Consider the following 18,300-nt stretch of genomic DNA (forward strand, 5'->3'; position numbering starts at 1 on the left):
GTCACACATGGCGAGTGTCAATTTTCAGATCATCGGTTATGAACGCAACAAGTGCGTCGAATGCAGCCGAAATACCCCACGCTGCACGCCACGTTGCGGATTAGCTCAGTGTTCCTTTACTTGTGCCTGCACGTCGACGCTCGGCCAACCTCCGCCCAGCGCCTTATAAAGCAGCACCGTGTCGGACAGAATCTGTTGATGGTTGGCAAGCAGTTCCTGCTGCGCCTCCAGCAAGGTCCGTTCGGTTTCGAATACCTCCAGTTGCGACACCACGCCGAGGCGCAATTGCGACTGGATCTGATCCGCGACGATCTGCAGCCGCGACACCTCCTGCTCCAATTCCACACGCTGCTGCTTGTGCGAATTCAGGTTGACCAGCGCGTTTTCCACTTCCTCGAACGCACCCATCACTGCCACGCGATACTGTTGCTCGGCCACCGTCGATTGCGCTTTGGTGACTTTCACATGCGCCCGCACGCCGGGATCGAGCACCGGAATGTTGATGCTGGGCATGAAGCCATACGTGAACGATTTCAGCAGATCGGTCAACGCGAAACTCGCGGTGCCGGCGTGGCCGGTCAGGCTGATGGTCGGCAGTTGCGCGAGCTTGGCCTGCCCGACGAGGTCGTACGCTTCCAGCACTCTGAACTCGGCGGCCACCACGTCTGGACGCCGCGCGAGCAGTTGCGCGGGCAAGCCGTCCGGCACGGACGGCAGTTGCACGCGCTGCTGCAAATGCCCTTTGGGCATCTGGAATTCGCCCGCCGGCACGCCGATCAATGTACAGAGCGCGTTGTTGGCGAGCGCGCGCGAACGGCGCAGGTCGAGCAACTGATTGGTCAGGCGGTTGATCTCGGCCTGCTGGCGCAACACCTGGGTTTGCGGCACGAGCCCGTTGCGGCGCTGCCCGTCGTAAATGGCGAGGATTTGCCGGTTCGTTTCGAGCGTTTTCTGTTGTTGTTCGATCTGGTCGTCGAATTGCAGAATCTGGAAGTAGGTGCTCGATACGTTCGATACCAACTCAAGATAGCCGGCGCGCCAGTCGGCCTCGCTGGCGTGAAATTCCGCCTTCTGCGCCTGCACGCCTTTTTCGACTTTGCCCCAGATGTCGATGTCCCAGTTCACCTGCGTCGCGAGGTTGTACTGCTTGGAGAAAGTTTGATGCGTGGTCTTTTCGAAATCGGCGCCGGCGCCGATATCCATGGTCGGCAAGGCGCCGGCCCTGGCTTCGCCGATCTGCGTGCCGGCCACGTCGATACGCGCGGCCAGCACCTTGATATCGAAGTTGCCGGCAATCGCCTTTGCAATCAGCGTGTCGAGATAGGGATCGTGGAAGCCTTTCCACCAGTCGGGTTCGATCGTCGCGGCGGCCGAGACGGGCGAGCCTTTCTGATCCGACCACGAGGCTTTGGCGGGCGTGTCGGGACGCTTGTAGTCGGGCATGCTGACATCGATGCAGGCCGACAGCGAGAGCGCGCATACCGTCGCCGCGCAAACGCTGCGCAGTGCGGATGTCCTGCGGAAAAAGCGCTGACGAGCTGACGAAAGCAACGCTGACACGATGGTCTCCGATGACGCCCACTTCGTTGCACGAGAAGCACGCGCCCTTTAAGTAAAGCATCTCCTGCGCGGCTTCACCATCGAAGCGAGGCGGGAAGATCGGCGCGGGAATCGGGCGGTGGAACGGGGGTGGCGTGAAAAGAACGATTGGCTGTGAAATCTTTTTGAGGAGCGGCCGGTAAGCGTCCGCGGAGGCTGTCGCGCCTCCGCGGCGGCCTGCGCCGTTTAGTGCACGTTGATGTTGTTGCTCGCGGTCACGTGCGGGTCGATCGTGCTCGAGATGCCGGCGACGAACGCTGCGTTGTTGCCGTTGGCGTTCTGGATGTTCATCGTCGTGTTGATCAGTTGGGTGGCGTCGACGGTCTTGCTGTTGTTCGGCGCATACACCGGCATGAAGTTGAAGTACGACGAGGACGGATAGTAGCCGGTACCGCCACGCACGGCGCTCATGGCCTTGCTGTCGAGTTGTTCGGTGATGGACAGGTCTTTGATCATCAGCGTGTTCATGGTAAATCTCCTGGAAGGGAATACAGCACAGTTTGCGGTTGGGTTCGAGCAACTTGTCTGCTCGAGTGTCACTAATGCATGGGCTGTGCCAGGATTGTTTTCCTATCCTAAGAAATGTGCCTGAATGCCGTGGATAAAGGGTTGCGGAGCCGCAGGGACATTGAACGCGAGATGGAACGGTGAAACGGCGCGCGGAGGATGGTGGATCGTGGCCAACAACCCGCGCGAAATTGTTGGTTGCGGCGTGACACTGAGGCGTTAGCCAGCGCGCCGCGTCAAGCCGCGCAATGAACAAGCGCGCGTCACCGCGCGATGACGGTGATCTTCTTCGAATACACCGGTGGATTGTGCGGCACATGCATGTCGTCGCCCATCAGCAACTGCAGTGTGTGCTTGCCTGGCGGGAGTTGAATCATGGTCTCCGTTTCACCCGCGCCGAAGTGCAGATGATTGCGATCCGACGGAATCTCCTGATCCATCGGCGGCAAGTCCGTGTCGATCAGCAAGTGATGGTGGCCGGTATTCGGAAACTTGACACCTTTCGGCGCCACGCCCATGTACCGCAGGCCGAACCACACCTTGAACGGCTTGTTGGCAGGCACCACCTGGCCGTCATTGGGATAGCCGATATACGCATAGGCGCCGGCCGGCGCCGGCGTCGTACCTGCAAGGGTGGCATTCGGCGAAGCCAATGCCGCCGACATGACGAGCGCCGCGACCGCGATGATCTTGTACATGAAGGTCTCTCCGTCCTGACGGATTCGCTTTGAACGAACGGATCGCGCTAGTCTTTTAGCACGGTGATGGTGATCTTTTTCGAATACACAGGCGGCACATGCGGCACGTGGTTGTGGTCGCCGAGAATGAGCTGCAACGTGTGCTTGCCCGGCGGCAACTCGATACGCGCGTCCGTCTCGCCCGCACCGAAGTGCAGATGATTGCGATCCGACGGGATCTCCTGATCGAGCGGCGGCAGGTCGGTGTCGATCAGCAAATGATGATGGCCGGTGTTCGGGAACACGACGCCCTTCGGGCACACACCCATATTCCGCAGTCCCATGCGCACCCACAACTTGCCGCCGTGAATCACGGTGCCGTCCGATGGCCAGATGATGTATTCCTCGGCGCCCGGCGGCGACGCCGTATGCTCGGCCGCCGCAAAGACGCTCGGCACCATGTTGCCGACCATGAGGAGCAGCGTTGCGCGCAACGTTCGGCGCAATGCGTCGCGACGCCCATTCGATCCATGGCACGCCTCGAGAACAACAGGGGTAACGGTTCTTCGCATAGCGCACTCTCCCGAAGAGTGGTCACGGCCAATGGCGTTCGGCTGGATGTTGCGGATGTGCGCGAGATTGGACGGCCACCTGCTTAAAACGAGCTTGCCGCCCTACTTTGTGAAACTAGCTTAGGACGTAACTTGCCAAAAAGATACGCCACGCTCGTTAACCGTATGACGCATTCGGGGCACGCGGACAGTTGTGGCGCGCAAAGCGCGTGCTATCGTTATTAAGAGGTTGCAGATGGATGGTCGATAAGGGGCGTCGGTGTTTCGCGCGATTCATTCCGGCGGCGGCCGCGAGTTGTGCGGTCCTCGATTGCCTATGTTCTGTCCGGAACAAACAGGATGTGAAGATGTGGCGAATATTCATGCTGGTGTGCGTGGCCGGGGCAATGCAAACGCATTGGGGCGATGCGTTTGCAGCGCAACAACGTGAGGGTGCCGAGCGGGGTGCGACTGCAACGAGCTTGCCGCTCTCACTGGTTACTCCGTTCGCGCCGCAACCAGGCAACGCGCGTTTTCCCCGGATCGCGCTTGTGATCGGCAATGGTGCTTATGGTGCGGACGGTGTGGTCGGTGCGGGTCGCGATGGCTCACAAGTGGATGCACTGCGGGAGAACGCGCCACGCGACGCCGCCGCCATGCGCGATAGGCTCCAGACGCTTGGCTTTGACGTCATCGTGCGCACAAACGCGACGCCGCGGCAAATGCGCGAGGCCATAGGCGAATTCCATCGGCGCTTGCAGGCAGGCGGTGTCGGTCTCTTTTATTTCGCGGGACACGGCATGCGGATCGGCCCGCAAACACTGCTCATTCCCGCAGGACTCGATGCTCGCTCACCGGCGGCGATCGTGAGCAACGGTGTCGATCTGCACACCGTATTGCAGGCGATGCGCGGACCGCAAGACGGCCGGCTCAATCTCGTGATTCTCGATACGTGTCTGAACAATCCATTCTCCGCGAACCCGACGCACGATACATCCGCGCTTCCCGCCAATACGGTGGTCACCTACGCGACCGCGCCCGGCGGTTTCGCTGCGGACGGTACGCTGCACGGCGTCTATACGAATGCATGGCTGCACGTGCTCGACAGCGCGCCGTCGCTAACGCTGGCGGACCTGTTGCAGCGTGTCGCAGCACAGGTACGCGACGCCACCGGCGGCCAGCAATCGCCGTGGCTTGCCTCGTCGCTTCCTCGGTCCTTGCTGACGGCCGATGCCGCATCCACAGCGCGGGACAATCCCCTTGTCACGCTGCACAGTAGAGGCATTCTGCCGAAAGACAGCAGCGAACAATACGAAATCACGTTCTGGAACTCGATCAAGGACAGCAACTACCCAGGCGACTACGAGGCCTACTTGAAGGCCTATCCGAACGGCCGCTTCGCCACGCTCGCTCATGCGCGCATAGACCGTTTGCGTGCCGCCGCGGCCCCGAATGCACCATCCGCCGCCACCCCTTCAGCAGCACCCGCGCCACAGGCCGCACGGCCGACGCCGTCGGCCAGTACCCCGGCACCCAAGCCCGCTCCGAGCGCCGCCCCACCCGCTGCACCACCCGCGGCGGCGGTCGCGCAAAAGCCCGTCACGCATACGCCGGTTGCCGGCGAAAGCCGCGACTGCGCGACCTGTCCGATCATGATTGCCGTGCCCGCCGGTTCGTTCTCGATGGGCAGCAGTACCGACGACCCGTCCGAAAAGCCCGTTCATCACGTGACCATCGGCGCGCCGTTCGCGATCGGCAAGTATGAGGTAACGATCGACCAATGGAACGCGTGCGTCGCCGCCAATGCGTGCCAGAAACTCACACCGGAGAGCAACACCAATAAAGCCGCACCGGCGCGCGACCTCAGTTGGGACGACGCGCAGCAATACGTGAAATGGCTGAGCAAGGCCACCGGCAAACCGTACCGTCTGCCCACCGAAGCGGAATGGGAATACGCGGATCGCGGCGGCACCACCAGCGCCTACTGGTGGGGCGACCAGATGCGCAAGGGCAACGCCAATTGCAAGGACTGCGGCGACCCGTGGCACAAGGAAGGACCCGAGGCCGCCGGGTCGTTCGCACCGAATCCGCTCGGCCTGTACGACATGAACGGCAGCGTCTGGGAATGGACCGCCGATTGCTGGCACAACTCCTACCAGGGCGCGCCCGCCGATGGTCATGCATGGGACAGCCCCGGCTGCGACATGCGCGTGATTCGTGGCGGTTCGTGGCGCGAAGGCGGCGGCTACATGCTTAGCGCGACGCGCTTCAAGTACAGCGCGGGCGTGCGCCAATCGCAGGACGGCTTCCGCGTGGTCAAAGATCTGAAGTGACTTGCCGGGGGGGCCGCGTTCGAGTCTCGATCGGACTCACAGCCTATTACGAGTGAATACGAGAGAAACCGCGTTCCCGCTCCTGTCAGGGCGAGCGCGGTTTCGTCGTGATCGGCGCGAAATCGGCGACGATGTGATCGCGGCCGTATTTGCCGCCGATCTGCGCGAGGCGCGCATCGAGCGCCCGCAGATAATCGGCGCGCGACTCGCTCTCCGGGCGTGGCTTGTCGAATAGCGGCGCCGGCGTGATCAGCAGCACCACCATCTCCGATCCGAACGGCTTCGAAATGATCCAGTCACCGGCGCCGCCGACCGTCGCGGCATAGTGAGGCGGCGCCTGATTGTCCTTCGCGCGCGGGCTCGGCACCATGTGCACGACGCTGCCGTCGAGCTGGTAGTAGTCGAGGTTCACATACGAGTCATAGCCGGGCGTGGTGATGTCGACCACCAGCGGATCGCCGTCGCTCAGCTGACCGCCCGGCGGCCGCACATGCAAGGCCGCGAGGTGGCCCGCCTGCATGTTGTGAATCCAGTAGGGCGCGAACGCCTTGATGGTGTCGCATTTGTCGTCGGCGAGCGGCTCGACCTGGAGCGTCAGTGTATCGACGCCCGGCAACGCCGCGAGCGTGTCCTTCAGATGCGCCGCGCCATAGCGTTGCGAGACGTAGCCCCGCACCGTCAACGAGTGATCCTGTGCTGAGGCGGATAGCGCGGAACAAGGCACTTGCGTTAGCACCGGTGTGACGGCGGCGAGCGTCAGCGCCGGCTTCGGCGCGGGCGCCGCCGGTGGCGTGGCGGGCACTGCCGCGACCGGACTTGCCGGCGGTGCCACGGGCGGCGCGGTCACTGTCCCTTCCGAAATCGACGAAGCCGCCTGCTCCGTCAAAGCCTGCGATGCGCCTGCTTCCGTCTGTGCTCCGTTATGCCGGTTCGCCCCCGAGCGGAACGCGAACACGCCGACCGCCGCGGCGCACACCACCGCGAAACTCGCGAGCGCGACCTTCGCCAGCGTGCCCGACTTTTCTGCGCGCGCCTCGTTATCGAACTCGGCGATGAAGCGCGCCACGCTCGGCATGCGCGTATTGCGATCGAACGACAGCGCGGCCCGCAGCGCGCGCCATTGTTTTGAATCGAGGTTGGCCGGCCGCTGCGGTTTGAAATCGGAGTTGCGGGCTTGCGTCGCGGACAAGCGGTCGAACGGATGGTGGCCGGTCAGCAACTCATACGTGATGCAGCCGAGCGCGTAAATGTCGTCGCGCGGATCCGGCTCGCGGTGCTCGATCATTTCCGGGCTGGCATACGCGGGCGTCAACGCACCGAGGCTGCCCGGATCGAAGACGGTTGCATCGCTCTCTTCTTCCGGACGCTGGAACACGCGTGCAATGCCGAAGTCGATCACTTTCACTTCGGCGTCCGTCGTGAGAAACACGTTGGCGGGTTTGAAGTCGCAATGCACGAAGCCGCGTTCATGCGCGTAGGCAAGCGCGCTGCACATGCCGCGCACGATCGGCAGCGCCGCGCGCACCGGCATGCCCTGATAGCCCGGCGTGCGCAGCAACTGACTGAGCGGCTTGCCGGACAGGTACTCCATTGTGAGGTAGACGATCGGCCCGTCGCGGTCGAAGTCGTACACCGTGATGATGTTGCGATGCGCGAGCACTTGCGCCTTGCGCGCCTCGCGCTGCAACGCGACGAGTGAATTCGGGTTGCCGCGGAACTGGACGTTGAGCACCTTGATCGCGAGATACGGTTTGCGATCCGATGCCTCGAGCTTGCGCAGATCCAGCGCCTTGTAGACCGTACCCATGCCGCCCACGCCGAGGCATTCCTCGAGCACGAAGCGGTTGTTGAGCGTGTCGCCAGTACCTTTGATCTGGTCGTGGCCCGTGGTATTGGGGGCGCCCGCTGCATTCGCCGCGCTGCCCGCACTCGCTGACCTTATCGACGGAATCTCGACGGTAGTCTGGATGCCGGTTTCGTCGCCGCCCGCGGCCACGTTCGAGACGCGCAACTGCTCGATGCGCCGCCGCACTTCCACGTAGAGATCGTCGGGGAGCGGCGCCTTGCGATGTGCCGCGCCAAGCATGTCGAGCAGCTGCGTGGGGCCGAGTCCTTCGGTGGTCAGCGTGCTGTCGAGTTGAGCCACGAACTCGTCACGGGACAGCTCGCCGTTCTGAAAGTCGTGAATCACACGCGCAAGGCTAGCCATATGTGCGAAGCGCCGCCGCTGCCGTTGGGCCGGGTCGTGTGCGACCCAGGCCTGTCGGGCTGATAGAGAACCTTTCGTAACCAGTTACATGTGCCGCTTCGATACTAGCTCCCGCTCCGATCTTTCGCAAACCAGGATTGCCCCGCTGCCGACGCGGTGCGCCGGTGTCGGGCGATATCCGACAGCATGCGGTGGTCTGTCGGGCCCATGCCGTCGGCTGGTCATCGCGTCCGCGTTGCAGTGCGTTTGCGGGCACCCGGCACGACGACGCGAAACCCTTATGCCGCAAGCCTTCCCCAACTTTCTTAGGAACCTTGAATAAAACTGGCACAGCCTGTGCATGAGTGACACCCGAGCAGACAAGTTGCTCGCACCCGATCGCAGCACCCTGACCTTTACCCTCTGGAGACTCACCATGAACGCACTGATGATCAAAGACCTGTCCATCACCGAACAACTCGACAGCCGCGCCATGAGCGCCGTGCGCGGCGGCACCGGCTACTATCCGTCCTCGTCGTACTTCAACTTCAGCCCCGTCTTTGCTCCGAACGACAGCAAGAAGGTCGACGCCACCCAGCTGATCAACAACCAGCTGAACCTGCAGAACGCCAACGGCAACAACGTCGCGTTCGCCACCGGCATCAGCTCGACGGTCAACCCGTACGTCACGACCAGCAACAACATCCACGTGTAATACGTCGCGACACGGGGCGCCCGGCTCGCCGGTGCGCTTCGTCCGCCGACGATTACCTCCGTCTTCCGCGCACCTTTGGAGAAGCACCATGTCATCCCTCATGATTCGCGATCTGTCCGGCACCCGCGAGCTCGACCGCCGCGCCATGTCGGCGGTGGCCGGCGGCACCGGCAGCAGCGTGCCCGGCCTGCCCTCGGCCGCCGGCCTCGGCGGCATTGCCAACGTCAACGTCTCGATCAACCAGAACCTCAACCAGATGCAGTACGTCAACGTCGCCGCACTCAACAACGTCGGCGTGATCGGCGCGGGCTTCGTGCCGCTGCACCTGAACGTCAGCCCGTCGCTGTGGGGCGCTAACTACGCCAACGTCTGACCGCTTGGCGTCGCGAGGGCCGGGGGGCCTCAACCATGCCGGCAGATCATCGCCGGCCGGCGAGTCGCAGCGAGATTTCCTATACTGATTGTGCGGGGAGACCGCAGCACATTTCACGACACATCCGGGCGGCGGCCGGCGCATTGCACCGGCCCACCGCCCGATTTCATTTCCGGAGCCATCATGGCCAGGCTGATCATCAGGGACCTCACCGACAGCGTCGAACTCGATCGTCAGGCAATGACGGCCATCGTCGGCGGCGCGCGTATCGGCGCGCGGCTGAACGCGGCCGTGCCACTGGTGCCGGCTTCGGCACGCGTGGTCGAATATCCGCCGGGCTTCCCCGCCGCGCATCAGACGATTACCAAGGCGGCCATGCAGCGCAAAACATAGCGCGCCCCGCTTCGGCGTTGCACAGTCACAGCAACGGCACGCGTTACACACGCGTGCCGTTTGCTTTTGTTGTCGGCGGAGCGCCATAAGCCGACATCCCACCCTCGATTGGTGGGAACTCGCCGAACAGTTTCTCCGAATCTCAAGCTCACTTAACGCCATATTCGAAGAACGCAAATCGTCTATTGCCTGCTGGCCTTGCGTCGCCGCCCCGCATTCTGTTCCTCGTTTATTGCTCATAGAAATTGGCATGCCCCTTGCAGAACCACGGTCGAGCACCACACCGTGCTCACTCATCCACCCTCAGGAGTATTGCCATGAAATCCATCGTCATCATCAAGGATCTGCCACGTTCCGCGGATCGTCCAGACGACGAAACGACACTCACTGCCGCGCAGATGAAGGCTGTGCGCGGCGGCCGTTCCGTCATTGTCACCGTCGATCATGGCCCTCTCGGCCAGGTCGACGACTTTGGAATCAACACCGCCATCTTTGAAGGACGTATCAAAGGGCCTTACTTATAGGACGCACGAGGTGTCCGCAATTAGAAACAGGCCCCCTTCACATCTTTGCCGTTGGACGGGGCCTGTTCATTGATGGGATTCTGATTTCAACGCTCTGGTCAGGTCGAATACCGTCGCCGCGGCCCGTGTCGCGCGATCTCCAACAGCATGCGGTGGTCTGTCGGGTGTGCGCCGTCACTCGTTCGCGGCTCACGTGTGACCATCGACTGGCGCCGTGGCAGCATCTCGACGCGAAACCCTTACGCCGCAAGCCTTCTTGAACTTTCTTAGGAACCTTGAATAAAACTGGCACAGCCTGTGCATGAGTGACACCCGAGCAGACAAGTTGCTCGCACCCGATCGCAGCACCCTGACCTTTACCCTCTGGAGACTCACCATGAACGCACTGATGATCAAAGACCTGTCCATCACCGAACAACTCGACAGCCGCGCCATGAGCGCCGTGCGCGGCGGCACCGGCTACTATCCGTCCTCGTCGTACTTCAACTTCAGCCCCGTCTTTGCTCCGAACGACAGCAAGAAGGTCGACGCCACCCAGCTGATCAACAACCAGCTGAACCTGCAGAACGCCAACGGCAACAACGTCGCGTTCGCCACCGGCATCAGCTCGACGGTCAACCCGTACGTCACGACCAGCAACAACATCCACGTGTAATACGTCGCGACACGGGGCGCCCGGCTCGCCGGTGCGCTTCGTCCGCCGACGATTACCTCCGTCTTCCGCGCACCTTTGGAGAAGCACCATGTCATCCCTCATGATTCGCGATCTGTCCGGCACCCGCGAGCTCGACCGCCGCGCCATGTCGGCGGTGGCCGGCGGCACCGGCAGCAGCGTGCCCGGCCTGCCCTCGGCCGCCGGCCTCGGCGGCATTGCCAACGTCAACGTCTCGATCAACCAGAACCTCAACCAGATGCAGTACGTCAACGTCGCCGCACTCAACAACGTCGGCGTGATCGGCGCGGGCTTCGTGCCGCTGCACCTGAACGTCAGCCCGTCGCTGTGGGGCGCTAACTACGCCAACGTCTGACCGCTTGGCGTCGCGAGGGCCGGGGGGCCTCAACCATGCCGGCAGATCATCGCCGGCCGGCGAGTCGCAGCGAGATTTCCTATACTGATTGTGCGGGGAGACCGCAGCACATTTCACGACACATCCGGGCGGCGGCCGGCGCATTGCACCGGCCCACCGCCCGATTTCATTTCCGGAGCCATCATGGCCAGGCTGATCATCAGGGACCTCACCGACAGCGTCGAACTCGATCGTCAGGCAATGACGGCCATCGTCGGCGGCGCGCGTATCGGCGCGCGGCTGAACGCGGCCGTGCCACTGGTGCCGGCTTCGGCACGCGTGGTCGAATATCCGCCGGGCTTCGCCGCCGCGCATCAGACGATTGCCAAAGCGGCCATGCAGCGCAAAACATAGCGCGCCCCGCTTCGGCGTTGCACAGTCACAGCAACGGCACGCGTTACACACGCGTGCCGTTTGCTTTTGTTGTCGGCAGAAGCGCAGCGCCGCAACCCATTAACGCAAACGACCTACGAAATATTCCCCTCTGGCGACAGCGCTCTCCGCTTTTTCGCCATGAAAGTTGGCTTGTGCAATTAGCCTGGCGAATGTCCGCACGCGGCGACGCCGCGCGCTCTACGCTCACCTATGATGCTTAGGACGCCACGTGGTTTTTTTCGCTGTCCGCCAATAGCACGCTCTATCCGGACAGCTTGCTGGCGCAGAACTGAACACGACGCACCGCATCCGCGACGCGCCGTACCCATAAGCGACGATGGCAGCGCGCCACGAGCCGGCATCGCCATTCCCGGATTGGAGGAACGCAATGAAATTTATCGTCCTATGGAACGGTCTGCCGACCGCAGAGAGTTCCGTTATAGAACGTTTCATGAAGACCGGCGGCCAGGTGCCGGACGGCGTCAAATTGCTGGGACGCTGGCATGCTATAGGCGGCTTGCGCGGTGTTGCAATCGTGGAGGCCGACGACACCCGTGCGATCGCGGCGCTGGCGCTCGGATGGGGCGACCTGCTGACGATGGACATCTCCCCGGCCCTGACCGACGAAGACCTGGGCGCCGCGCTCGGCAAGCATATGGCCACGGGCAACAAGTAAGCACGCCATGAGCACCAGGTTCACCGCGCCGCCTCCGAGCGGGCAACTGCTGCCGTTCCGCGAATCGCTGCTTGCGATGCTCGGCATCGCTTTCGTCGCGATGCTGGTGGCGCTGGATCAAACCATCGTCGGCACCGCGCTGCCGCGCATCGTCGCCGATCTGAAGGGCTTCGACCTGTACGCGTGGGTCGCGACATCGTACATGCTGGCCTCCGTGATCACGATTCCCATCTTTGGGCGGTTAGGCGATCTGTTTGGCCGCAAGCGGTTCCTGATCGCGGCGATCCTGTTGTTCACCGGCGCCTCTGTGTTGTGCGGCTTTGCCAGCAGCATGTTGTTGCTGGTGGTTTCGCGCGGACTGCAAGGGATTGGCGGCGGCATTCTGATCGGCACGGTGTTCGCCACCGTCGCCGATCTGTTCCCGAATCCGAAACTGCGGCTGCGTTGGCTCGTGTTCGTCACGTCCGCCTTCGGCTTGTCCAACATGGTCGGGCCGACGCTCGGCGGAATGTTGACGCAGTATGGCGGCTGGCGGCTGGTGTTTTTCGTCAACGTGCCGGTCGGGCTTGTCTCGCTGCTGTTCGTGCAGTGCTTTCTGCCACCGCTGCTTCACCTGCGGCGCAAAGGTCCCGTGCGGCTCGACTGGCTCGGTGCCTTCGTGCTCGCCGTTACGTTCGGCTCGCTGCAAGTGCTGATCGAACTGTTTCCAAGGCGCGGCGTCGATACGACTACCATCGTGCTGACCGTCGTAGCGGTGACTTGTGGACTGATTCTCTGGCTATGGGAGAGGCGCATCGGCTATCCGATCGTGCCGGTCGATATGCTGATGGACCGCAAGCTCTCCGCGCTGTTCGCGATGTCGGTGCTCGGCGGCTTCGCGCTCTTTTCGCTGGTGTTCTATGTGCCGCTGCTGTTCCAGGGCGGCTACGCGATGTCCGCGCATGACTCGGGCATGCTGATCACACCATTGCTGCTCGGCACAACGGTGGGCAGCGTGCTCAACAATCGTATCGTCACACGAGTCCGCCGCGCGAACGGCATCATGTATGTCGGCTTTGCGCTGTCCGCGCTCGCCTGTCTGAGCGTGGTCGTCCTGCGCGGCACGGAACCGCATCTGGTGTGGGCCTCGTGCATGGGCATCAGCGGGCTCGGCCTCGGTCTGGTGGCGACCAGCCTGACCGTCTGCTCACAGCAGATCGTCGGACGGGACCATGTCGGCGCGGCCACCGCGCTGCTTCAATCGCTGCGGACATTCGGCGGCATGCTCGGCACGGTGATGACGGGCGCGTTGCTCGGCCACCTCTATTCGCGTGGGGTGCATCGCTCGCTCGATTCCTACCAGGCGACGCAGTGGTTCAAGTCCTTCGCCAGTCCCGAGTTGCTGGTGGATCGCGCGGAACAGGCCGCGCTGATCAATCGTCTGGTGAGTGCCGGCCAGTCGGGCGACGCCATGATGCGCTCCGCGCGCGAGGCGCTGGTGCAGTCCATTCACATCGGCATTCTGGTGGCCGGCGCCGCCGCGTTGACCGGTCTGTGCCTCGCCTGGTTCGTGCCGCCCGTGCGCATCAGCTATCCGGAAACCGAACTCGCGCCGGATGGGCAACCATCCGCCGACGCCATTCCTCCGCACCGCAGCGTACTTTGAGCGCGCTGCCGGTACACCCTCGAATCTTCTTCTTGCGTTCTGTATCAGTCGATATATAATCGCTTTTTATATCGACCGATACAGAACCAGTCCTCAGTGACGCCGGAAGGATATTCATCATGGCAAGACCCCGCCAATTCGACGAACAAGAGGTGCTGGAAGCCGCCAGCGCCGCATTCTGGACGAAGGGCTATGACGCGACCTCCACGCGCGACCTGGTTAAATCCACCGGTCTGACGCAGCCGAGTCTCTACAACGCGTTCGGCGACAAGCGCACGCTGTATCTGCGCGCGCTCGAGCATTATCTGGAGCACACGTTGCGCGAACGGATCAGGCGTTTAGTGCAGACCGTATCGCCGGCTCTAGGCATCACGATGTTCTTCCACGAGATCCTTGAACGATCGCTCGCCGATCCCGCGCAACGTGGCTGCATGCTGGTGAACTCGGCGCTGGAAACCACATCGGAGGACGAAGCATTCCGCGCGATCGTCGCCACGGAATTCTCGGAAATGCGCGCGTTTTTCTACCGCCGCATGATTGCTGCCAGCGAGAGCGGTGAAATCACCACAGCCGTTTCCGCCGATGACGCCGCCACTCACCTGCTTGCCACGCTAATCGGCGTTCGCGTTCTCGCGCGGGTCAATCCGCAACAAACGCTGCTTGTCGGCGCGATCGCGCCCGTGTTGCTGCTACTTGGTTTGCCTGCCCTACCGCCGACCCGCTCCGACGCCTGAGCCACGCGCCTGACAAGGCGCGCCCCTTCGTTTTCCCACCGACATCCGGCAGCGCCGCCACCAGCGCGCGCACCGGTAAAGGAACCGTCATGTCCGCTGCTCCGATAACGTCAGCTAGTCCGGTCTCACTCGATGCCCGCGCGCTCTTCGCAACGCTCGCGGGTCTGTGCGGCAGTCTGGTCGCCATTGGCCTCGCGCGCTTCGCGTACACGCCGTTGATTCCCTCGCTGATCCAGGCGCATTGGTTCACCTCGTCGCAAGCGGTAACGCTCGGCGCGGCGAACTTCGCCGGCTATCTGGTCGGCGCGTTGATCGGCCGTCCGCTCGCATCCGTACTGTCGAACCGCAGCGCGTTGCGCCTGCTGATGGCGGTCGTGACCGCCGCCTTCTTCGCCTGCGCGTATCCGCTTTCGGTGAGCTGGTTTTTCGCGTGGCGCTTGTTGTCGGGCATTTCCGGCGGCGCCATCATGGTGCTGGTGGCGACGTCGATTCTTCCGCACATTCCCGTGCCACGGCGTGGCTTCGTGAGCGGCATGATCTTTCTTGGACTCGGTCTCGGCATTGCGGCATCCGGCACCTTGATTCCAAAACTGCTGCACTATGGCTTGCAAACTACGTGGATCGGTCTCGGTGTCGTGGCGCTGGTGTTGACGGCGGTGAGCTGGTTCGGCTGGCCTTCGACGAATCCGCCCGCGCCGGTCGCGCCTTCCGGTGCGCATCACGCAGCGCGCCCTCACGGCTTGACGCTTCGCGTGCTGTATGCGCAATACGCGGCAAACGCACTCGGCCTCGTCCCGGCGATGGTGCTGCTCGTCGACTATATCGCTCGTGGCCTGGGACGCGGCGCCGCTATCGGCGCGGACTACTGGGTGCTGTACGGCCTCGCTGCAATCGCCGGCCCGGTGATCTGCGGCAACGTGGCCGATCGCATCGGCTTCGGCAAGGCCTATCGCGTCGGATTGATTCTGCAAGCGGCCGCCGTCGCCATGCTCGCGTTCTCGGGCAGCACGTTGGTGCTGGCTGCATCGACCGTGATTCTCGGCATCTTCACACCGGGCATCGTGCCGCTCGTGCTCGGCCGCATTCACGAACTCGTGCCACACGATCACACCGAACAGCGAGCCGCATGGAGTCGCGCGACGACAGCCTTCGCGCTGTTCCAGGCGCTCGGCGGCTATGGGTATTCGTATCTCTTCTCGCATACGCATAACGACTACGCGTTGATCTTCACTTGCGGCGCGGCTGCGCTCGCTCTCGCCTTCGTCGGGGATTTGATTGCGTCGCGTATCAGCACCGCCCGCTAAACGGCGGCGTGACGGTTCCACGCCGCTTCCGGCTCGGCTTTTCGCCTTGGGCATGCGGTTTGCTCAGCAGTGACACCGATACTGCCTTTCGCAAGAACACTCGCCATGCGGGGCTTGCGCGGCTGTCGTGAAGGCAGATCCAATCAACCAGGCGGAGGTCATTCATATGTTGGGAACTATTCTTCTAGTCGTGCTGATTCTTCTCCTCATCGGTGCGCTCCCCACGTGGCCGCATAGCCGCGCGTGGGGTTACGGTCCCACCGGCGGTCTCGGACTCGTCGTGATCGTGGTGATCGTGTTGCTGGTCGTCGGCGTCATATAGCCTTAATTGCCATGGCGTCGCGTAGTACCCGCACTGCTTGAAAGCGGGCCGGCCGCCGGATATCCGAGCAGTTCGCTGCACGGATATCCGGCGGCCTTGCTATGTCGACGGTCGATGCACATCCTTATCTTGTCACCCTGGGAGCAGCAATGGAAAAGTTACTCGCGAATCAGGTCGCTCTGGTCACGGGCGCCAGTTCGGGCATTGGTTCAGGCGTCGCCAAAGCGCTCGCGGATGCGGGCGCGGCCGTCGTCGTGAACTATCACTCACATGCCGAAGGGGCGGAGCAACTTTGCGCCGAGATCGAGAAAGCCGGCGGCGCCACTCTCGCGGTGCAGGCCGACGTCGCCAACCCCACGCAGGTCGAGAAGATGTTCGCGGCATGCCGCGCGCGTTTCGGCAGCGTGGATATCGTGGTCGCGAATTCGGGCGTGCAGAAAGACAATGCATTTGCCGATATGACGCTGGACGACTGGCAGCAGGTGCTGGCGACCAATCTCACCGGCCAGTTCCTGACGGCACAGGCGGCCGTGAAAGAGTTTCGGCGACGCGGCCCGACGACAACGTCCAAAGCGCTCGGCAAGATCATCTGCATGAGCTCGGTTCACGAAGTCATTCCGTGGGCGGGGCACGTCAATTACGCGGCGTCCAAAGGCGGCATTCAGATGTTCATGAAATCGCTCGCGCAGGAGGTCGCGCCCGAACGCATTCGCGTCAATTCCATTGCGCCGGGCGCGATCCGCACGCCGATCAACAAGGACGCATGGGACACCGAAACCGCGCTGCAGAAACTATTGAAGCTGATTCCCTACGGGCGTGTGGGCGAAGCGGACGACATCGGCAAGGCGGCCGTCTGGCTCGCATCGGATGAAAGCGACTACGTGGTCGGCACGACGTTGTTCGTCGACGGCGGCATGACGCTCTATCCCGGTTTCGCCGACAACGGTTAGCCGTTGCCGTCGAGCAGTTGCTCGAATAGATCCGCGTTGCCCATTTGGCCGCCCTTAAGCATGATTTCCATACCGTCGAGTTCCGCTTGATCGGCATGGAGACGGCACACGGTAACGCCCGCCGATAACGGCGCGAGATACGACAATCCCCAAGCGCCGAGTGCGTGCACGGCAAAACTCGACGTGTCGCCGCCCGCAATGCCGATGCGTTGCAAGCGCACGGCACCGAGCACCTGTTGCAGCAGTGACGCACAGGCGTGCGCGAGTTGCGGCAACGCGCCGGCTTCGCTCGGCGCGCGGCGTGTCGTGAAAGCGAGCACATTGCGTCCGTCGCGCAAGGGGCCGGCTATCGCCGCCACGCGTTCCACCAGATAGTCTGAGGCTGCGTCGCCGGTCATTTTCAGCGGGTCCAGTTCCACATGCAGATAGGATTGCGCGGCACCGATCTGTATTTCGGTCAATGGCGAGAGGCTGCCTGCAAGCACGAACACGGGGCCGTGCGCGCGCGCCAGTGGCGGCGTGGTTCGGGTCTGTAAAACGCCGGGCTCGGCGGGAGTTTCACGCGCCAACACATAAGCCTGCGCAACGCTGCTCGCACCGACCGCGAGCAATGGCGCCGTCACGGCGGCATGACGCACGATCACGCGGCCAACAGCTTGCAGATGCGAATCGTCGAGTACGTCGAACAGCACGGCGTCGGGTTTCGAATCGAGCCGGCGCTGCACTTCTTCCTGCAATTCGGCGGCACCGCGCGCGTAGCAGCGCCAGTCGATCGATTGCACATTCTTCACACCTTGCCGCACAAGATGCACGCGCAAATCCGCTTCGTTCATCGGCGTGACCGGATGGCGGCTCATGGTCGGATGACGATCGATGCGATAGATCGACTGCGCGCTATTGTCCGCGCCGGCTGCCGCAAACAGTTCACCGAACACGCAATAGCGCCGCAAATTCGGCTGACCGCCGACCACCGCGACGAGTTCGTTCGCGCAGTACTCGCGCAACGTACGAATCGCCACGCCGATGCTGCCGGTTTCCGGCGCGCTATCGAACGTCGAGCACACTTTGTAGTGCATCACCCGTACGCCGAGCGCGGCGAAGGCGGCGCCGACGCGTTCGAGTTCCTGTCGCTGCACCGCGGGCGCCATGGCCCGCGCGGCCCCGGCAACGCCAATCGCGTCGAGACGGCCGAGCATCGAAAGACGCGCGGCATCCGGTGGTGCGAAGAAGAGCATGGTGCGCAAACCGGCGCGGGCGAGATGCGCCAGCGTGTCGGTTGCGCCGGTGAAGTCGTCGCCGTAGAAAGCGTAAGCCGGACCGCTGCTGTTTGCTTCGTCGCTCATCTTTTGGTCCGTCTCGCCCGAAGC

The 18,300-nt window shown here is 62.9% G+C and carries 20 protein-coding genes; 14 read left to right on the forward strand and 6 right to left on the reverse strand.

Annotated elements, in window-relative coordinates:
• Positions 1-105: 105 nt before the first annotated feature.
• The 4 genes from B0G71_RS30045 to B0G71_RS30060 form a co-directional block, all read right to left on the reverse strand.
• Positions 106-1,560 carry an efflux transporter outer membrane subunit gene (locus tag B0G71_RS30045; protein WP_116146341.1) on the reverse strand — a complete coding sequence of 485 codons (1,455 nt, stop codon included), beginning with the start codon at positions 1,558-1,560 and terminating at the stop codon, positions 106-108.
• A gap of 225 nt (positions 1,561-1,785) precedes the next feature.
• Entirely contained in the window at positions 1,786-2,067 is a 282-nt protein-coding gene (locus tag B0G71_RS30050; protein ID WP_116146342.1) for a hypothetical protein, read from the reverse strand.
• A gap of 302 nt (positions 2,068-2,369) precedes the next feature.
• A complete protein-coding gene (locus tag B0G71_RS30055; protein ID WP_116146343.1) occupies positions 2,370-2,804 on the reverse strand; it encodes a DUF4399 domain-containing protein in 435 nt (144 codons plus the stop codon).
• 47 nt (positions 2,805-2,851) lie between these two features.
• Positions 2,852-3,355 carry a DUF4399 domain-containing protein gene (locus tag B0G71_RS30060; protein WP_116146345.1) on the reverse strand — a complete coding sequence of 168 codons (504 nt, stop codon included), beginning with the start codon at positions 3,353-3,355 and terminating at the stop codon, positions 2,852-2,854.
• Between the two features lie 347 nt (positions 3,356-3,702).
• Between B0G71_RS30060 and B0G71_RS30065 the strand changes: the two genes are divergently transcribed.
• Entirely contained in the window at positions 3,703-5,667 is a 1,965-nt protein-coding gene (locus B0G71_RS30065) for an SUMF1/EgtB/PvdO family nonheme iron enzyme (protein ID WP_116146346.1), read from the forward strand.
• A gap of 85 nt (positions 5,668-5,752) precedes the next feature.
• On the opposite strand, the gene B0G71_RS30070 is transcribed toward B0G71_RS30065, so the two are convergent.
• The gene (locus B0G71_RS30070) at positions 5,753-7,876 is read right to left on the reverse strand and encodes a serine/threonine protein kinase (RefSeq protein ID WP_116146348.1); all 2,124 of its coding nucleotides are present in this window, start codon (positions 7,874-7,876) and stop codon (positions 5,753-5,755) included.
• Between the two features lie 415 nt (positions 7,877-8,291).
• On the opposite strand from B0G71_RS30070, the gene B0G71_RS30075 reads away from it, so the two are divergent.
• The 13 genes from B0G71_RS30075 to B0G71_RS30135 all read left to right on the forward strand — a co-directional run bounded on the left by B0G71_RS30075 (position 8,292) and on the right by B0G71_RS30135 (position 16,933).
• Positions 8,292-8,570, forward strand: coding sequence for a hypothetical protein (locus B0G71_RS30075; RefSeq protein WP_012425894.1), 279 nt, complete (start codon positions 8,292-8,294; stop codon positions 8,568-8,570).
• A gap of 88 nt (positions 8,571-8,658) precedes the next feature.
• Entirely contained in the window at positions 8,659-8,943 is a 285-nt protein-coding gene (locus B0G71_RS30080; RefSeq protein ID WP_116146349.1) for a hypothetical protein, read from the forward strand.
• Positions 8,944-9,126: 183 nt separating this feature from the next.
• The gene (locus B0G71_RS30085; protein ID WP_116146351.1) at positions 9,127-9,336 is read left to right on the forward strand and encodes a hypothetical protein; all 210 of its coding nucleotides are present in this window, start codon (positions 9,127-9,129) and stop codon (positions 9,334-9,336) included.
• A 317-nt stretch (positions 9,337-9,653) separates the two neighbouring features.
• Positions 9,654-9,860, forward strand: a complete 207-nt coding sequence (locus tag B0G71_RS30090; protein ID WP_116146352.1) for a hypothetical protein — start codon at positions 9,654-9,656, stop codon at positions 9,858-9,860.
• Positions 9,861-10,236: 376 nt separating this feature from the next.
• Positions 10,237-10,515 carry a hypothetical protein gene (locus tag B0G71_RS30095; protein WP_012425894.1) on the forward strand — a complete coding sequence of 93 codons (279 nt, stop codon included), beginning with the start codon at positions 10,237-10,239 and terminating at the stop codon, positions 10,513-10,515.
• Between the two features lie 88 nt (positions 10,516-10,603).
• Complete coding sequence (locus B0G71_RS30100; protein WP_116146349.1) at positions 10,604-10,888, forward strand: hypothetical protein; 285 nt, start codon at positions 10,604-10,606, stop codon at positions 10,886-10,888.
• 183 nt (positions 10,889-11,071) lie between these two features.
• Positions 11,072-11,281 (forward strand): hypothetical protein, encoded by a 210-nt coding sequence (locus tag B0G71_RS30105; protein WP_116146354.1) that lies wholly within the window; start codon positions 11,072-11,074, stop codon positions 11,279-11,281.
• 409 nt (positions 11,282-11,690) lie between these two features.
• On the forward strand, positions 11,691-11,978 hold the full coding sequence (locus B0G71_RS30110; RefSeq protein ID WP_116146356.1) for a DUF3303 domain-containing protein: 288 nt from the start codon (positions 11,691-11,693) through the stop codon (positions 11,976-11,978).
• A gap of 7 nt (positions 11,979-11,985) precedes the next feature.
• Positions 11,986-13,623: an MFS transporter gene (locus B0G71_RS30115; RefSeq protein WP_116146357.1), complete on the forward strand. Its 1,638-nt coding sequence runs from the start codon at positions 11,986-11,988 to the stop codon at positions 13,621-13,623.
• Positions 13,624-13,742: 119 nt separating this feature from the next.
• Positions 13,743-14,357: a TetR/AcrR family transcriptional regulator gene (locus B0G71_RS30120; RefSeq protein WP_116146359.1), complete on the forward strand. Its 615-nt coding sequence runs from the start codon at positions 13,743-13,745 to the stop codon at positions 14,355-14,357.
• 89 nt (positions 14,358-14,446) lie between these two features.
• A complete protein-coding gene (locus B0G71_RS30125; RefSeq protein ID WP_116146360.1) occupies positions 14,447-15,661 on the forward strand; it encodes a YbfB/YjiJ family MFS transporter in 1,215 nt (404 codons plus the stop codon).
• Positions 15,662-15,827: 166 nt separating this feature from the next.
• Positions 15,828-15,983 (forward strand): DUF3309 family protein, encoded by a 156-nt coding sequence (locus B0G71_RS30130; RefSeq protein WP_012429014.1) that lies wholly within the window; start codon positions 15,828-15,830, stop codon positions 15,981-15,983.
• Between the two features lie 149 nt (positions 15,984-16,132).
• On the forward strand, positions 16,133-16,933 hold the full coding sequence (locus tag B0G71_RS30135) for an SDR family oxidoreductase (protein ID WP_116146362.1): 801 nt from the start codon (positions 16,133-16,135) through the stop codon (positions 16,931-16,933).
• Here the strand turns inward: B0G71_RS30135 and B0G71_RS30140 are convergent.
• The gene (locus tag B0G71_RS30140) at positions 16,930-18,276 is read right to left on the reverse strand and encodes a four-carbon acid sugar kinase family protein (protein ID WP_116149002.1); all 1,347 of its coding nucleotides are present in this window, start codon (positions 18,274-18,276) and stop codon (positions 16,930-16,932) included. The genes B0G71_RS30135 and B0G71_RS30140 overlap by 4 nt on opposite strands.
• Positions 18,277-18,300: the final 24 nt, after the last annotated feature.

The sequence above is a fragment of the Paraburkholderia sp. BL27I4N3 genome (assembly GCF_003386115.1).
Classification (GTDB): domain Bacteria; phylum Pseudomonadota; class Gammaproteobacteria; order Burkholderiales; family Burkholderiaceae; genus Paraburkholderia.

Coding starts and splice junctions, on each gene's coding strand:
- B0G71_RS30050 (WP_116146342.1), bottom strand. CDS start 2,067: ATGAACACGCTGATGATCAAAGACCTGTCCATCACCGAACAACTCGAC.
- B0G71_RS30055 (WP_116146343.1), bottom strand. CDS start 2,804: ATGTACAAGATCATCGCGGTCGCGGCGCTCGTCATGTCGGCGGCATTG.
- B0G71_RS30060 (WP_116146345.1), bottom strand. CDS start 3,355: ATGCGAAGAACCGTTACCCCTGTTGTTCTCGAGGCGTGCCATGGATCG.
- B0G71_RS30065 (WP_116146346.1), top strand. CDS start 3,703: ATGTGGCGAATATTCATGCTGGTGTGCGTGGCCGGGGCAATGCAAACG.
- B0G71_RS30070 (WP_116146348.1), bottom strand. CDS start 7,876: ATGGCTAGCCTTGCGCGTGTGATTCACGACTTTCAGAACGGCGAGCTG.
- B0G71_RS30075 (WP_012425894.1), top strand. CDS start 8,292: ATGAACGCACTGATGATCAAAGACCTGTCCATCACCGAACAACTCGAC.
- B0G71_RS30080 (WP_116146349.1), top strand. CDS start 8,659: ATGTCATCCCTCATGATTCGCGATCTGTCCGGCACCCGCGAGCTCGAC.
- B0G71_RS30085 (WP_116146351.1), top strand. CDS start 9,127: ATGGCCAGGCTGATCATCAGGGACCTCACCGACAGCGTCGAACTCGAT.
- B0G71_RS30090 (WP_116146352.1), top strand. CDS start 9,654: ATGAAATCCATCGTCATCATCAAGGATCTGCCACGTTCCGCGGATCGT.
- B0G71_RS30095 (WP_012425894.1), top strand. CDS start 10,237: ATGAACGCACTGATGATCAAAGACCTGTCCATCACCGAACAACTCGAC.
- B0G71_RS30100 (WP_116146349.1), top strand. CDS start 10,604: ATGTCATCCCTCATGATTCGCGATCTGTCCGGCACCCGCGAGCTCGAC.
- B0G71_RS30105 (WP_116146354.1), top strand. CDS start 11,072: ATGGCCAGGCTGATCATCAGGGACCTCACCGACAGCGTCGAACTCGAT.
- B0G71_RS30110 (WP_116146356.1), top strand. CDS start 11,691: ATGAAATTTATCGTCCTATGGAACGGTCTGCCGACCGCAGAGAGTTCC.
- B0G71_RS30115 (WP_116146357.1), top strand. CDS start 11,986: ATGAGCACCAGGTTCACCGCGCCGCCTCCGAGCGGGCAACTGCTGCCG.
- B0G71_RS30120 (WP_116146359.1), top strand. CDS start 13,743: ATGGCAAGACCCCGCCAATTCGACGAACAAGAGGTGCTGGAAGCCGCC.
- B0G71_RS30125 (WP_116146360.1), top strand. CDS start 14,447: ATGTCCGCTGCTCCGATAACGTCAGCTAGTCCGGTCTCACTCGATGCC.
- B0G71_RS30130 (WP_012429014.1), top strand. CDS start 15,828: ATGTTGGGAACTATTCTTCTAGTCGTGCTGATTCTTCTCCTCATCGGT.
- B0G71_RS30135 (WP_116146362.1), top strand. CDS start 16,133: ATGGAAAAGTTACTCGCGAATCAGGTCGCTCTGGTCACGGGCGCCAGT.
- B0G71_RS30140 (WP_116149002.1), bottom strand. CDS start 18,276: ATGAGCGACGAAGCAAACAGCAGCGGTCCGGCTTACGCTTTCTACGGC.